The sequence below is a fragment of the Stygiolobus sp. RP850M genome (assembly GCF_037389295.1).
GTDB lineage: Archaea > Thermoproteota > Thermoprotei_A > Sulfolobales > Sulfolobaceae > Stygiolobus.
Genome location: NZ_JBBHKU010000026.1, coordinates 65,400 through 80,297 on the forward strand (window position 1 = coordinate 65,400; position 14,898 = coordinate 80,297).

Annotated in this window: 14 protein-coding genes; 5 read left to right on the forward strand and 9 right to left on the reverse strand. The window is 38.9% G+C overall.

What is annotated here, in order from left to right:
• Positions 1-20: 20 nt before the first annotated feature.
• Complete coding sequence (locus WIW52_RS02450) at positions 21-1,130, reverse strand: ATP-NAD kinase family protein (protein WP_337708375.1); 1,110 nt, start codon at positions 1,128-1,130, stop codon at positions 21-23.
• Positions 1,102-1,764 carry a DUF4443 domain-containing protein gene (locus WIW52_RS02455; RefSeq protein ID WP_337708376.1) on the reverse strand — a complete coding sequence of 221 codons (663 nt, stop codon included), beginning with the start codon at positions 1,762-1,764 and terminating at the stop codon, positions 1,102-1,104. The genes WIW52_RS02450 and WIW52_RS02455 overlap by 29 nt, the downstream gene beginning before the upstream one ends.
• Before the next feature lie 15 nt (positions 1,765-1,779).
• Here WIW52_RS02455 and argF point away from each other — a divergent pair, with 15 nt between their 5' ends.
• Positions 1,780-2,700 carry an ornithine carbamoyltransferase gene (gene argF, locus WIW52_RS02460; RefSeq protein ID WP_337708378.1) on the forward strand — a complete coding sequence of 307 codons (921 nt, stop codon included), beginning with the start codon at positions 1,780-1,782 and terminating at the stop codon, positions 2,698-2,700.
• On the opposite strand, the gene WIW52_RS02465 is transcribed toward argF, so the two are convergent.
• The 5 genes from WIW52_RS02465 to thrC are packed head-to-tail and all read right to left on the reverse strand — an operon-like array spanning position 2,686 to position 8,121.
• Positions 2,686-3,927 (reverse strand): Nre family DNA repair protein, encoded by a 1,242-nt coding sequence (locus WIW52_RS02465; RefSeq protein WP_337708380.1) that lies wholly within the window; start codon positions 3,925-3,927, stop codon positions 2,686-2,688. The genes argF and WIW52_RS02465 overlap by 15 nt on opposite strands.
• Positions 3,890-4,549, reverse strand: coding sequence for a PHP domain-containing protein (locus WIW52_RS02470; RefSeq protein WP_337708420.1), 660 nt, complete (start codon positions 4,547-4,549; stop codon positions 3,890-3,892). Before WIW52_RS02470 ends, WIW52_RS02465 begins: the two co-directional genes overlap by 38 nt.
• Positions 4,549-5,601, reverse strand: a complete 1,053-nt coding sequence (gene asd, locus WIW52_RS02475) for an aspartate-semialdehyde dehydrogenase (protein WP_337708382.1) — start codon at positions 5,599-5,601, stop codon at positions 4,549-4,551. The genes WIW52_RS02470 and asd overlap by 1 nt, the downstream gene beginning before the upstream one ends.
• Positions 5,586-6,935, reverse strand: a complete 1,350-nt coding sequence (locus WIW52_RS02480; protein WP_337708383.1) for an aspartate kinase — start codon at positions 6,933-6,935, stop codon at positions 5,586-5,588. The genes asd and WIW52_RS02480 overlap by 16 nt, the downstream gene beginning before the upstream one ends.
• A gap of 1 nt (position 6,936) precedes the next feature.
• Positions 6,937-8,121, reverse strand: a complete 1,185-nt coding sequence (thrC, locus tag WIW52_RS02485) for a threonine synthase (RefSeq protein ID WP_337701243.1) — start codon at positions 8,119-8,121, stop codon at positions 6,937-6,939.
• An 88-nt stretch (positions 8,122-8,209) separates the two neighbouring features.
• On the opposite strand from thrC, the gene WIW52_RS02490 reads away from it, so the two are divergent.
• Positions 8,210-9,664 (forward strand): UbiD family decarboxylase, encoded by a 1,455-nt coding sequence (locus WIW52_RS02490; RefSeq protein ID WP_337701037.1) that lies wholly within the window; start codon positions 8,210-8,212, stop codon positions 9,662-9,664.
• On the opposite strand, the gene WIW52_RS02495 is transcribed toward WIW52_RS02490, so the two are convergent.
• Entirely contained in the window at positions 9,636-9,923 is a 288-nt protein-coding gene (locus tag WIW52_RS02495; protein WP_337701035.1) for a hypothetical protein, read from the reverse strand. The two genes, WIW52_RS02490 and WIW52_RS02495, sit on opposite strands and share 29 nt — an antisense overlap.
• A gap of 79 nt (positions 9,924-10,002) precedes the next feature.
• Here WIW52_RS02495 and cdvB1/B2 point away from each other — a divergent pair, with 79 nt between their 5' ends.
• The gene (cdvB1/B2, locus tag WIW52_RS02500) at positions 10,003-10,662 is read left to right on the forward strand and encodes a cell division protein CdvB1/B2 (protein ID WP_337701033.1); all 660 of its coding nucleotides are present in this window, start codon (positions 10,003-10,005) and stop codon (positions 10,660-10,662) included.
• A gap of 68 nt (positions 10,663-10,730) precedes the next feature.
• Entirely contained in the window at positions 10,731-13,124 is a 2,394-nt protein-coding gene (gene ppsA / locus WIW52_RS02505; protein WP_337708384.1) for a pyruvate, water dikinase, read from the forward strand.
• Between the two features lie 281 nt (positions 13,125-13,405).
• Here ppsA and WIW52_RS02510 read toward each other — a convergent pair whose 3' ends face one another.
• Positions 13,406-14,491 (reverse strand): inositol-3-phosphate synthase, encoded by a 1,086-nt coding sequence (locus WIW52_RS02510; RefSeq protein WP_337708385.1) that lies wholly within the window; start codon positions 14,489-14,491, stop codon positions 13,406-13,408.
• A 95-nt stretch (positions 14,492-14,586) separates the two neighbouring features.
• Between WIW52_RS02510 and WIW52_RS02515 the strand changes: the two genes are divergently transcribed.
• Positions 14,587-14,859 (forward strand): acylphosphatase, encoded by a 273-nt coding sequence (locus tag WIW52_RS02515; RefSeq protein ID WP_156005984.1) that lies wholly within the window; start codon positions 14,587-14,589, stop codon positions 14,857-14,859.
• Positions 14,860-14,898: the final 39 nt, after the last annotated feature.

Below are 14,898 nucleotides of genomic sequence, written 5' to 3' on the forward strand. Positions count from 1 at the left end.
AGGTAATTCCATGCTTTTTGTTAATCAGTAATATCACAAGTTTTCATCGCTACAAATTCTCCATAACCAACTATTATCTTGTATACTCCTCTCATTAAAACATCAAGTTCGGGATCACCAGTGTCTATCCTGAGACAGTTGAAAGTGTTCAACTTACTCCTTGTAGATACGATGATTATGTTATCTTTCCTATTGGCCCCTTGAGATACTTTTAGTAATTTCCTGAGAAATTCGGGTCCTATCTCTTGATTCCCCCTCCCGATGAGAAAGCCCTGCTTACCAATGGGAGTGAGGATAAGCTTTAACTCCCCGGTTAAACCCAGTAACTCTTCGTACTTCACACAACTCTTTAGAAGTTGACGATTTTTTATGACATCAGTACAGAGGAAATTACTTTCTATTCCGAGCTTTTTCAGTATTGTTTTTGTCGTACTCCCTGGGCCTACTACGAAGACTTCGTTAGACGATGTTAGGTAAGTATCAATCACATATTGGGCTATTTCATCTAATTCCTCCTTATCGTTTATGACCTCCTCTTTATTAGGTGTTAATAAGTTGGAGTAATTTACTGTCTTAGCGTAACCATATAACTTAACAACATATTTACCTTGTCTATAGGCTTGTTCATCTATATCCAAGATTTCAGTTAAGATTTCTTCAGTCTTGTCCTCAACGAAGTGTCGTAAAAGAACTCCTGCTGACTCGGGGTTTGTAGTAAAAACACCGCTGTGCATTTTTACACCTGCAGGAATTCCCAGGATTGGTAACTTGTCCTTTACGACACTGAAAACATCCCTTGCTGTACCATCACCTCCGGCAAAAACTATTATATCACATTGCTTACTCTCTATAAAGTAAGTTACGGCTTTGATTGTATCCTCTCTTGATGTGGGTGTATTGATGTTGATTTTAGCGACTTCATACTTAACTTCGCTTCCCTTAAAGTAGTTTTCTCCCATTTCACGTGGAGCAACAATATAATTAGCGTTTTTAGGGGCTGTATTTAAAAACCTTAAAATTCGAGATGGTGTTTCTGTGTTGTAAATTTGTAAATTATCACTACCTTTATTCCCTATTCTTCCTCCGCTTCCGGCTACAGGGTTAACCAGTAGGCATATCGTTTTGCTCATTCGCATAATATAGGGTCAGGATTATTTTATAAGCTAAGTAATTACTACTAGGCTCGAAGAATACTACTAAGTCGTGAGGTTGTATGGACTCCTTCAGTTTTTCTTTTATCTCCTCTTTCAGTTTCTTCACCTCGTCACTTTCGTCAAAGGTTTTAGGTGGTAGTTCAATACTACTTTCTTCGGTTACTGTTCCGATCAGTGTTTTAGAAGCCCCCGACTTAATTATTAGGTCTCTGAGCTGTAGTATCCCGATCTTATCGACTAAGTGGGACAAGTTTCTCATAATTACACATCCAGCATTCCAATTTATTGTCCTTAATTCCATATTTTCGAGAACTGAAGCTTTTTCTGTAAAATATTTCAGGATGCTTTTACCTTTTTCGGACAAGATTATTCCAGCTACCTTATCTATGTTCACTAAATCTAGTTCCCTCAACCTTTTAATTAGCGTCCTGGTACTGGCTTCACTGAGACCCAACTTTCTCATTAGTAAGTGTCTCCCTATAGGCTGTTCCTTCCTTATAGTTTCTAGGGCGAGGAGTACGTGAGCTTCATCAAAATTCGGTTTATTCCCCTTTTTAGGGGTTACAATTTGCCCTAGCAATGTTACGAATTCCACATTTATAAATGGCATAGATAACATAAAAATATGTTGAGAGGAAAAAGCCTTCTTTGTCTCTTGGATTTTTCTAAACAAGAAATAGAAAAAATGATGGAAGTATCGTTCATGATGAAGAACTACGTTTATACTAGTAATATTCCTAAAGTCCTTGAGGGAAAAAGTGTTGCCTTGATCTTCGAAAAGCCCAGCACTAGGACTAGAGTTAGCACAGAACTCGCTGTGAGGTATTTGGGAGGTGTAAGTATAGTCTTAAGTAAGGGAGAACTTCAACTCAGCCGTGGTGAACCGGTAGAGGACACCGCCAGAGTTCTCGGAAGGTACGTGAACGGTATAGGTGCGAGAGTCCTCGACCATAAAAACCTCCTGATCTTGGCCGAGTATTCTAAGAAACCTGTAATTAATTTACTAAGCGACTTATCTCACCCCCTTCAAGCGTTGACGGATTATATGACTATAAAGGAGAAGTTCGGTAAGTACGAGACTGTGGCTTTTGTCGGAGACGGAGGGGATAATGTTTTGATCAGCCTTATGTCGTTTGCAGCTAAAATGGGTCTTGAGTTAAGGGTTGCAACTCCGAAAGAATATAAGCCTAGGCAGGACGTATGGAAGAAGATTGAAGAAGAGGCTGAGCAAAGTGGTGCAATAATAGAATTTTATGAAGATCATTATGAGGCGGTTAGGGGGAGCAAAGTTGTGTATACCGATGTGTGGGTCAGTATGGGTCAGGAGAAAATAGCTGAGGAAAAGAAGAAAAAACTGAGTAGCTATAAGGTGACGAAAGACTTAATGAGGTATGCGAGTAAGGAGGCAATATTCCTTCATTGTTTGCCCGCAGTTAGGGGAGAGGAAGTAGATGCTGAAGTGATAGACGGACAGCAGTCGGCAGTATGGGATCAAGCAGAGAATAGACTTTATACTGCAATGTCTGTACTGTCACTTCTTATCTAAAAATAAGTCAATAGTAGTCTGGGTAAGGAGTTTTTTGATACTCCTTACTTCCTCTAACATGATTTGGTTCCCCGCTTTTAGCCTTGAGTTCACGAATTTGATTGCTTCTCTCAGGTTGTAAAAAGTCCCAATCTTCTTTTCCTCCAGTGCACGTCTAGTTGTTTCTCTTATGTGCCAATTACCTACAGGAGCATAATATTCAGAAGTTATCTCCCTGATGATGATCACACCTGCTTGTCTCTTTCTTTCGTAAAGTTTCTCCAGAACTGCCAGTCTGGAAGCCATATACCCTCCGTCGAGGAAATCATACTCCCCCCAGAAGTTTTCACTTAAGTCGCTAACTATGAGCTCTTTAGTCCAGAGTGATAAGGGGTGCCATATTTCTACCCAGACACTCCTATATGTTGAGGGGAAGAAGATCACGTGGAAGTAATTGCCTAGGTACGATGAGTAGTATACTTCGATTTCGTTGATTTCGGGGTATTGTTTGACTTGAGATAATAGGAACTTACCTATTGCTTGGTCGACGGCTGTTATACTCCATCTTGTAGGGACTAATTTCCTGTTCTTCTTCAGCCCGAAAAGTCCTAGCGATAGTCCAGTAATTATCTTGTAGTAATCTTCTCCGTTTCGATAAAGTTCTAGAATAGCAGATTCTGCCTTGACGTCGTCAAAAATCAGTTTTTCGAATTGAGGGGAAAGTTTAGGATTATCTTGCACTTTGATATCATTAACTTCTACTGACGGTCCTCTGGGTATAAAAATACCATCGAACCTCAGTTTTGGCTCAATCCCTTTCTTATCGCTTACTGCGTTTGAATCAACGGGCTTGTACGAGACTCCAGCTAATGAAATCTCTTTTTCGTAAAGTCTGTAAGGATTTGTAATGTCTATTTTTTTAAGTATAGAAGATATCATTTGACTTCTCAATGACAAAATCTCGTTTAGGCTTTTCTTTCCCCACCAGCCTCTCGGGTCTTCATAATCTTTAGCACTTTCACCTTGAACGCCGGGGGGTATGTTGTAAAGTAACGAGACTTTAGGATACCCTCTTTCTCCGATTATTATACTAGGGGGAGTGGATCCCTCTATGACTTCTGAGTTGTGAATTTTACTTATTGCCAGTGTTACAGATCTAAACCTATCCATTATAGGGCAAGAAGGAAGTCCGCATAAGTATTTGTATCCCTTACATCTGATGCACAACTCTGCGGGAATTTTTCGCAATTTTGAGTTTCCTCAATATACTCCATTCTACGATCTTTAACTTAGCTTTTACTGTCAATCCTACTCCTACCGGGTTTATCTTGCCTTTTCTCAACTCCTCTAAGACCTCGTCTACGTTGAACTCCGATATCTCTAACTCGTTATATGCAGAACCCAAGGCTTCTTTTACGTGTGAATCACTGTTAGCTACTCCAGGTATGTTCAATTCTTTAGATATTTTTAACGCCTTTTCGTTTGCTGACCTAGGAGCCTTGGAGTTAAAAACTTCTATAGCGTCAAACTTGTAGTTATATACTTTTTCTCCTATTCCTGCCCTAAAGATATCGAAGGGATGGGACGGAAAAATGACGCAGTTGTTTTCTTTACTATAGTCTACTAGTTCCTCAATTTTTCTAGGAGGATCAGGAGGAAAATTACAGAGAATAACTACATGTCCGAACTGTGTAGTGACTTCCTGCCCAGGGATTATAGGATATCCTTTAACTCTTCTATGTGCTTCTGACGTATCATGGTCTGTTATGGCTATTCCGTTAAGACCTACTTTTAGGGAGTGTTTTACCATAACTTCTGGGGAGTATTTTCCATCGCTATAAAAAGTGTGAACGTGGAGGTCTATCTTAATCATATATATCCTAGCTCCTTCATGACCTCCACTGTCAGTATCGTTATTCCGGCAGCCCCTCTCACTAGGTTATCACCTAGAACTATTAGTCTTAATACATTATTTTCGTGTCTTATTCTCCCTACAGTGATAGCCATTCCGTGTTCTGCAGATACGTCTAGCATGGGCTGAGGTCTGTCCTCTTCATCTCTAACTATTATTGGTGATTTAGGTGCTGTGGGTAAGTTCTTAATTTGAGGTAAAGACTTAAAGTTTCTAAACCGCTGTTTTATCTCCTCTATGTTCACTTTCTCGTTAGTTAGTATGTTTATTACTCCCATGTGACCTACTCTAGTGGGGACTCTAATTGACGTTACCGAAGTGTCTAAGCTAGCGGGAATTATTTGTTGTCCTTCAAATTTTCCGTTAAGTTTTGTGAGTTCTTTTGCAATTTTGTCCTCTTCCCCTTTAATGTAAGGTATTATGTTCCCCTCTATTGACATGAAGGAAATTCCGTTATAACCAGCTCCGCTTACAGCCTGGAGTGTAGTGATTAATATTTTTGATTTCTCTACTATATCAAGCAAGGGTTTTAAGGGCATGGACATTATAGCTGCGGTACAATTAGGGTTTTTAACAAGTAATCCTTTCCATCCTTTTTTCTTTTGCTGTACCTTTAAAAGTTCTAGGTGCTCCCAATTTACCTCGGGGTTAATTAAAGGTACGTCTGGATCCATTCTAAAAGGACTTGCATTAGAAACAACAATTTTCCCGTTTTTTACTAACTCTAGTTCTATACTCTCTGCTAACTCATTAGGTAGGGCTGAGAGTACTATATCGACATCTTTGTGATCTTCATAATTTGTCGATACTATAGGTAGGTCCTTGACATTTTCCGGTATATCACCTGGCTCAATCCACTTGACCGAGTCCTTATACTTTTTACCTATTTTTGAGGGAGAAGCACTAACCTTAACTAGTTCCAGATAAGGGTGTTTAGAAAGTAATTTTACCATTTTTTGCCCTACCATTCCGGTTGAGCCGAGTAAGGACACTTTTATTTTGTCGACCATTCTAAAACCACCTCGTGTAGGTCTTTAGCGAGTTGCTCTGATTCTCTCTTGTTTGATATAAATGTTATACTGACTCCTTTCAACCCTCTAGATATAAAGAGTGGATTAAATGCCGAAGCCCTTGTGAGTACTTTGGATGAGATTTCTTTGTTTCTTAATCCGCATCCTACGATACTTATCGCGCCTACGTCCTCTACTTCCACTTCTTTTATTAAAGTGTCTAACTGATTTAATCTCTTCATCATCCTTTCGCTATCTTCATTGTTTACTACCAATTGAATTACAGTTTCTGATGCAGGTTGTGAAATCGCAACTATATTCACGTTAGCGTTTTTAACTTCAGTAGTTATTGTAGCAGCGGAACCGATCTTTCCTACGATTCTAGTACTTTCAATGGTGACAAGCTTTAAGTTGTCGTTCATAGTAATCCCTTTTAATAAATCATTAGGTGTACATAACCCTTCTATCACAGTATCTCCTTCTTCGTAAAGTCCTTCTATTATTACTTTCATATTTGATCCAAATATAGGGTCAAAGGTTCTAGGATGCAATCTCTTAGCCCCTAGTTGTGAAAGTTCGATTGCTTCTTCAAGGGAGAGTCTTGGAATAGTTATGGCGTTGTTGATCTTTTTGGGGTCCGCTGTCATTATTCCAGGTACTTCAGTAATTAGCCTTACCTCTTTAGCATTAAGGAGTTTTCCTATGAGGGTTGCGGTATAGTCGCTTCCTCCTCTTCCTATCGTAGTGAACTTATGTGATTTGCTGATGCCTATGAAGCCCGGTACAACCGTAATTGGTTTGTTTATTTCCTCAAGTTTTTTAGTTAAATAATCTGTAGACTCTGGTAATAATACGTTAGCCTCACCGAAATTCTCATCTGTTATCAAAGGTGGCTCTGGTAAATATCCAACGTTTAGTTTATTACTATCAAGGTATGCCGAGAGGACAATAACAGCGAGTCTCTCTCCGAAAGATAGTATGTAGTCTCTTACTTTCGGCGTGACTTCGTCTAATACTCTTATTGACCACGCTACTTTGTAAAGCTCGTCCGCAAGTTTGGAAAGATTCTTAAATGCTCTTTCAAATTCTATTCCGTCCACGAGTTTTGATAGGAGTCTTATGTGCCTATCATAAATATCGCTTATGATGTCCACTGATTTGTCAGTTTGATTTATTGCTTCTAGGAGCTGGTTTGTTACGTTCTTAATCGCTGATGTTACTACTATGTTCTTGTTAAAAGACGAGTCACTTGAATATTTTCTTATTTTTTCTAGGATTAATTCATAATCTTTTTCATCTTTTTGTATTGAACCACCTACTTTTACCACTCTCATTTTATAACTCACCTAAAACAACTTTGTCTATATGTTCGGGGTTGACTAGAATACGCTTAGCTTCAGATTTAGTCATAGCGTCAGGGTCTTTAAGCGCATGCCCTGTCAAGATCATAACTGTTTTATCCTTTGCGTCTAGTCTTTTTTCGTTAATAAGTTTCAGAAAGCCTGCGTAAGCTGCTGCAGATGCTGGTTCTGCTCCTACTCCCTCTCTTCTCGCTAATTGTCTTTGCGCGTCAAGAATCTCGTTATCGGATACTGAAATAGCGAAGCCATCAGAGCTTTTTATCGCTTTTATAGCTTTCTTCCAATTAACCGGTTTTCCTATTCTTATTGCAGTAGCAACAGTCTCTGGTGTGTCTACGAACTCTGGTTTGTCCAGCCCTTTTTCGAGAGCTTTTGCTATCGGTGAAGCACCTTCAGCTTGGACTCCTATCATTCTCGGTGTCTTTTCAATTATCCCAGCGTTCTTTAATTCGTTGAATCCCTTCCATATTGCGTAAATGTTTCCTGCATTTCCTACTGGGACTATTACGTTATCAGGGACTCCAATATCCTCGTAAATTTCAAATGCTATGGTCTTTTGTCCTTCCAGTCTCCACGGGTTAAAGGAATTTAGCGGGTAAACTATCTTTAATTCTCTATAAAGCCTCATAACGCTTGACATTGCTATATCGAAACTTCCATCTATCTCAAGTATTGTTGCTCCGTAAAGAATAGATTGAGCTAATTTTCCTAGAGCTACTTTACCCTTAGGAAGGACAATATAACTTTTGAGACCTGCTCTACTTGCATAGGCTGCAGCTGAGGCTGCGGTATTCCCAGTTGAAGCTGCGACGACAACTTTGTATCCTAATGAGAGTGCAGAGCTTATTGCTACCGTCATTCCCCTGTCCTTAAAACTCCCAGTCGGGTTAGCTCCTTCAAACTTGAAGTAAGCATTTTCATAACTAGTTGACTTTATCAGAGGCGTATTTCCTTCATTCAGTGTAACTATTTTCTTATATTCCCCTGCTATTAATTCCTTATATCTCCACACTCCTTTACCTTTAAGTGAGGAGAACGAAAAGGACTTAGGAGGCTCTACTACTATTTCTAGTAGTCCTCCACATTTAGGGCAAGTTATAAGGTCTTGCTTTATAGGGTACTCTTCCCCACAGTCTAAACATTTTAAATAGCCATTAATGTTTCCAACAATAACTCACCACTGTACGGTAAAGCTCTTTATTACACTAAATTATAAGCTTTATCTTACATCAAAAATGTGAGTAATTATGGCTTTTAAGGATCTTAGAGAATATATTCATTTTCTACGTCAAAAAGGAAAAATTGTAGAAATAGATGACGAAATTTCGCCAGACCTTGAGATCGCTTATATTTCGAGGCAAGCCACATATAGGAGGTTGCCTACACTTTTGTTTAAGCGAGTTAAAGGGTATCCTGATTGGAAGGTAATAACTAACATGTTCTATTCTATTAATTCGTTTTACGACATCTTTGGAACAGATAAATTAGACGAAATAAGCAAGAATTTTATAGAGAATTTTATGGGAAATATACCTATAACTCTAACCCAGAAAATAAAGAGTCTTGCAGAGTTTTCTAAGTTTGGGAAAATTTTACCTAAAAGTAAGAAGCCCGTTTTTGAGGAAAAAAGTAGGGCTAATCTTCTGTCTTTCCCAGCCTTAAAAACGTGGCCTAAGGATGCGGGAAAATATTTTACATTTTCAATAGCTATAACAAAAGACCCAGAAAGTGAAGTAACTAATTTGAGCGTTTACAGAGTTCAAATAGTTAATGAAAAGGAAGCAATAGTTCACTGGCAAGTTCTAAAGAGGGGAAATATTGCAGCTCATAAGTATAAGAGGCTGGGAATTAGGAAAGTTCCTATTGCTATAGTTAACGGTGTAGACCCAGCTATTGCGTTTATAGCATCCTCACCTGTACCTCCCGGTTTGGACAAGTATTTATTCGCTGGGATTGTTAGAGGCGAGGGAGTTGAGGTTCATGAACTAGATAACGGTATTTTAGTTCCTTCTAATGCAGAATCCGTCATCGAGGGTTATGTTGATCTAGACGATATGAGATTAGAGGGACCTTTCGGAGATCATTTGGGTTACTACACCCCTCAGGATTATTTTCCCACGTTTAAACTAGAAAAGGTGTACTTAAGAGAGAATCCAATATTTCACGCTACTTCTGTGGGTAAACCACCTTTAGAGGATGCGTGGATCGGGAAGGCTGTTGAAAGATTGTTTTTACCCTTCTTGAGATTAATAGTGCCTGAACTGGTTGACATGAACTTACCAGAATACGGTTTATACACCGGCATAGGTATATTTTCTATAAAGAAAATGTATCCAGGCCAAGGTAAAAGAGCTATGATGGCTCTATGGGGGACTGGGCAACTGAGTTTACTTAAAATGATTATTATTGTAGACGAAGATGTAAACGTTCATGATATTAATCAAGTAATTTATGCTATAGCTTCTACTGTAGACCCTAAGAGAGATGTGCTATTAATAGATAATGTAATTACGGATTCTCTAGACCACACAGTACCTAACCCACCTCTAGGAAGTAAAATTGGTATTGATGCAACGAGGAAGTTTAAAGAAGAGGTAGGGAGAGAGTGGCCTGAAGAAGTGAAGGATGATGAGGAAGTGGTTAAAAGAATGAATGTTTTACTGGACAAAATCGTTAAAGCTCATGATCTTCTCTCAAAGTGACGTCGTTTTCCAGATCCTTATATACAATGCTGACTTTCTTTACAGTATCTATAGTTGAGTTAATTTCAACTTTTTCGTTCTCTTTAAGTTCTCTATTTATAGAAATTTCGTCATGAAGCATTTTAGGTACTCTTTCTTGGTTATACGTAAGGGCAGATACTTCATAGGTCACTAGAATGAGCCTTAGTAATACTTTTTTAGGTGTAGTGTTTAGTATGATTATTTTGTTTGCGTCTTTCTTAACCGAAAAAACGTTCATTAATTTATTTTAATATAATGAGGTATTATAAGCCCGTCTATTTAAACAACTAAGTATAACTAGACTTAATTTGAGATAAATGGCTGGTGTAAACGATTTCATAAAGAACTGGAACGGCAAACAAGAACCCACGTTAGCTGAAAAGTTAAAAACTGCATTCAAGCCTCAACAACCACTACGTTACAAGCTTGTAATGGCTAACTACAGGCTTAAGACTACAATTAGCAGACTAGATGTTTACATCTCGAAACTGCAGGAAAGGGATAGGTCGTTATTTGAGAAAGTAGTAGAAGCTCAGATGTCTAAAGATAATATGAGGGCTGCAATGTATGCTAACGAGATAGCTGAAATAAGGAAGATCACAAAACAGCTGTTAGCTACGCAAATAGCTCTGGAGCAAGTGCAGTTAAGGCTAGAGACCGTAACCGAGTTAGGTGATGTGTTTAATTCACTGATACCAGTTGTTGGTGTAATAAGGGAGTTAAGGTATGCTATGAAAGGAGTAATGCCAGAACTTTCTGTTGAGCTTGCTGATCTAGAAGAGGGATTACAAGAGATTGTAATAGAAGCCGGAGAGTTCAGCGGTACTGGAGTTGACTTCACTTCAACATCGCCTGAGGCGAGAAAGATTCTTGAGGAAGCCACTATGGTTGCTGAGCAAAGGATGAAGGAGAAGTTCCCATCTCTACCATCATTTGTTACATCTGTAGCACAGAAATCCAATGAAGACCACAAATGAAAAATTAAATTGGTAGTGAGATTTTTCAAGGGTCAATAACATTTTTTAATGTATAAGTAAATATTTTAATGGGGAATATTATGACTTCTTCCGTTATTGAGGGAGACCTTATCCTCGATCTTAAATCCATAAGGAAAGACATGTTTTCTTTAGCCGGAGGTAAAGGGGCTAATTTAGGTGAATTAATTGCTTTTGGTATAAGGGTACCACCTGGCTTTGTGATTACGTCAAATGCATATAAGTACTTTATAGAATATAATAACTTAAAGGAGAAGATTAAAGAAGTTCTGGAAAAAGAGTCAGATGAAGAGAGTGCGAGCGAAAAGATTAGGTCTTTGATCTTGTCGGCATTAGTGCCTAAGGACTTAGAGGAATCAATATACAAGGGTTATGACTCATTGTCTAAGATGGTGGGGAAAGAAGTCTTAGTTGCAGTTAGGTCATCAGCTACTGCTGAAGACATAGGGGAAGCTAGTTTTGCAGGACAACAAGACACGTATTTAAATGTTTCACATTCAGAACTAATAGAAGCTGTAAAAAAAGTATGGGCAAGTTTATATGCAGCAAGGGCAATATCATATAGAAAAGCAAAGAGTATAGATCAATTAAATATATCTATGGCTGTAGTAGTACAAAAGATGGTTAATTCCAGATCTGCAGGTGTAATGTTTACTTTACATCCTTCTACTGGTGATAGGAACTATATTGTTATTGAGTCCAGTTGGGGACTCGGAGAATCTGTAGTAGGAGGAAAAGTTACTCCTGATGAAGTCGTAATTGAGAAGTCCAGTCTAAAGATAGTTGAGAGGAGACTTTCCCATAAAACCTCTAAGATAGTTTACGATCCGGTCGCCCGTAAGAATAAGACAGTGCAACTAACCGGTGAGGAAGCCGATACTATGTCCATAAACGACGAAGAAGCGATAGAGTTGGCCAAACTTGCATTAAAGATCGAGGAGCACTATGGGAGACCGATGGATATAGAATGGGCGATCGATTCAGACCTGAAGTTTCCTGATAATGTGTTTATAGTTCAAGCTAGGCCAGAGACCTATTGGAGTAATAAAGGTAAAGAAGAGCAGAAAGAAAAGAAGTCAAGCGGTTCTGGTAGAATACTCACTAAAGGAATACCGGCTAGCCCAGGCATTGCTGTAGGTAAAGCAAGAATTCTACTTGATCTTAAAGATGCAAAGAACTTCCAACAAGGTGAGATATTAGTTACTAAGATGACAGACCCTGATTGGGTTCCTATCATGAAGATGGCATCTGCAATAGTTACTGATGAAGGCGGAAGGACTAGTCATGCTGCAATAGTCTCCAGAGAGTTAGGTATTCCCGCTGTAGTAGGAACTGGTAACGCTACTAAAGTCATACAAGACGGGCAAGAAATAACTGTTGACGCAACTAGAGGAATTATTTATGAAGGTAAAGTGGTTCAAGAGGAGGGAGAGAAGTCTTCTGCTCAAACTGTTACTCCTCAAGCTTCTGTTTCAGGAATCTCACGTGAAGTACTATTAAGCCTATATCCAGTAACTGCCACTAAAATCTATATGAACTTAGGACAGCCTGATATAATAAACAAGTACTTAGATCTTCCGTTTGACGGTATAGGATTAATGAGGATCGAGTTCATAGTCAGTGAGTGGATTAAATATCATCCGCTTTACTTAATAAAGATAGGTAAACCTGAGGAGTTTGTGAACAAACTTGCTGAAGGAATATCAATGGTCGCTTCAGCAATTTATCCTAGACCGGTAGTAGTAAGGTTCTCTGATTTCAAGTCTAATGAGTATAAGAGCTTGCAAGGCGGAACCGAATTTGAGCCAGACGAGAGAAACCCAATGATAGGTTGGAGAGGAGTATCACGTTACATCAGTAAGCAATACGAGCCAGCGTTCAGGTTAGAGGTAAAGGCAATTCTAAAGGTTAGAGAGGAAATGGGACTAAGTAACGTTTGGGTCATGTTCCCGTTTGTCAGAACTACATGGGAGCTTAATAAAGCAATTAAAATTATGGAGGAAGAGGGGCTTAGGAGAAGTTCTGATTTCAAAGTTTGGATTATGGCTGAGGTTCCATCAGTAGTTGTTCTAGCAGATGAATTCTCTAAGATAGTCGACGGATTCAGTATTGGTAGTAATGACCTTGCACAACTCACGCTAGGAGTAGATAGAGACTCAGACCTACTTGCGAGAATGGGATATTATGATGAAAGAGATCCGGCAGTGCTCGAGTCTATAAGGAGGTTAATAAGGACTGCCCATAAGTATGGTAGGACAGTTTCAATATGTGGTCAGGCACCTAGTGTATATCCCGAAGTTGTAGAATTCCTCGTAAAGGAAGGGATAGATAGTATAAGTGTTAACCCAGACGCTGTGACCACTACTAGGCGTTGGGTAGCCTCTGTAGAGCAAAAAATACTGCTTCAAGGACTAAGAAATAATAATCAAGAAGATAAAGAATAATTTTTATCCTTAGTTCATTTTAAATAGATTTTCCCTTTTTCTTCTGGTTTAATATCGAGCCCCAACACCCTTTGCAATATCTCCTAGCTCCGTCAAAATATGCCGTACATGATTGGCATATTATTCTTCCGCAATTCTCGCACTTTCCTATTGACAAGTTCCTTCTACAAATTTGACAGAGGCTCATTTCACATACTTTGCATATGCCTTGAGTGATTACAAAATCTTCTAAACATACTTTTCTCCTACAAATTTTGCAAACAAAAAGTTGCGAATTTTCTTCACAAATTTCGCATTTCCAAAAATCTCTTAAACCATCTGTAAGCTTCTTCATCATCTTTCGCCTGGACAGGTGGATGTTTGAAGTAAAATGCTGATAATTCAATTAGAGGTCCGCTTATCTTCCTATCCAACGCTACCTTAACACCTCTTATCACGTCTACCAACACCGCAGCACAGTTAGATTTATCGTCAACTTCTAATGACGCTTCTATTTTTATTGGCATCCCAGCAAAGCCAGAGCCCTTAACGTAAATATAAGCTACTTTAGTATTTCCAAGGAAAGGAATATAGTCTGACGGACCAATCCTGATTTTACCTTCTTTCTCTAGATAATCGTTCTCTAAAGTGCTTGTTACTGCTTTGGTTTTGCTAACCCTTTTAGAATATAGTCTTTCTTCTGTTTTCATGTTTAGGAAGTCTGTGTTTCCTCCTACGTTAAGCTGGTAGGTTTCGTCTACCTTAACTCCCCTAAGTCTGAACAAAGATGTGAGTGTTCTGTGAAGAATCGTAGCACCTATCTGACCCTTAACATCATCACCAGCTATAGGAAGTCCCCTTTCTTTAAACATTCTGGGAAATTCGCCGGTAGGATCGCTTGCTATAAAAACGGGAATCGCGTTAATGAAGGCTGCTCCTGCCTCTAACGCAGCCCTAGCATAAGTTCTGCTGGCTATCTCACTACCTACCGGTAACATATTTACAAGGATCTCTGCTTTACTATCCTTGAGTTCTTGCACTACATCCTCTATCTTTCCGTCCATTGCAGGGTTAAAAACGTCCATCATATGAGGAGCTACTCCGTCAAATGTGGGTCCTTTAGAAACTTTTACGCCTTTTTTGGGCATTTCGACAATTTTAGGGGTTATATTAGGTTTCTCGAAGATAGCTTCGCTTATATCCTTTCCTATTTTGTTTTTGGATATGTCGAATGCTGCGACTATCTCTATGTCAGTCACCTTATATCTTCCTATTAGTGGTGTGATTAACCCCTCGTAATAACTCTCTCCTTTCTGTTTATAATATTCTATTCCTTGTATAAGCATTGAGGCACAATTCCCTAGTCCAGCTATTGCTACTTTAATCATTGATTTTAAAATGAGAGAAGATGGATTAAAATATATTGTGATGATAAGGAGAAATCAGATAGGTGAAGAAGTGGAGCGACACTGAGGTTGAGATTATGTTAAAAAGAATGTATGTAAGGGTATACGGTATAGTTCAGGGGGTTGGTTTTCGGCGTTTCGTTCAAATTCACGCGGTAAGACTGGGGGTAAAAGGTTATGCTAAAAATCTTCCAGACGGAAGTGTAGAGATAGTAGGAGAGGGTCACGAAGAAGCTCTTCAGAAACTCTTAGACCAGATAAGACGAGGACCTCCTCTTGCAAAGGTAGAGAATGTGGACGTAAGGTTTGATGAGTATAAAGGTGAGTTCGACACGTTTGATACCTATTAAAATTTTTAAATGTGGTAAGCTTTTATTGTATAAGGTGTT

Coding starts and splice junctions, on each gene's coding strand:
- WIW52_RS02450 (WP_337708375.1), bottom strand. CDS start 1,130: ATGAGCAAAACGATATGCCTACTGGTTAACCCTGTAGCCGGAAGCGGA.
- WIW52_RS02455 (WP_337708376.1), bottom strand. CDS start 1,764: ATGCCATTTATAAATGTGGAATTCGTAACATTGCTAGGGCAAATTGTA.
- argF (WP_337708378.1), top strand. CDS start 1,780: ATGTTGAGAGGAAAAAGCCTTCTTTGTCTCTTGGATTTTTCTAAACAA.
- asd (WP_337708382.1), bottom strand. CDS start 5,601: ATGGTCGACAAAATAAAAGTGTCCTTACTCGGCTCAACCGGAATGGTA.
- WIW52_RS02480 (WP_337708383.1), bottom strand. CDS start 6,935: ATGAGAGTGGTAAAAGTAGGTGGTTCAATACAAAAAGATGAAAAAGAT.
- WIW52_RS02490 (WP_337701037.1), top strand. CDS start 8,210: ATGGCTTTTAAGGATCTTAGAGAATATATTCATTTTCTACGTCAAAAA.
- WIW52_RS02495 (WP_337701035.1), bottom strand. CDS start 9,923: ATGAACGTTTTTTCGGTTAAGAAAGACGCAAACAAAATAATCATACTA.
- cdvB1/B2 (WP_337701033.1), top strand. CDS start 10,003: ATGGCTGGTGTAAACGATTTCATAAAGAACTGGAACGGCAAACAAGAA.
- ppsA (WP_337708384.1), top strand. CDS start 10,731: ATGGGGAATATTATGACTTCTTCCGTTATTGAGGGAGACCTTATCCTC.
- WIW52_RS02510 (WP_337708385.1), bottom strand. CDS start 14,491: ATGATTAAAGTAGCAATAGCTGGACTAGGGAATTGTGCCTCAATGCTT.
- WIW52_RS02515 (WP_156005984.1), top strand. CDS start 14,587: ATGTTAAAAAGAATGTATGTAAGGGTATACGGTATAGTTCAGGGGGTT.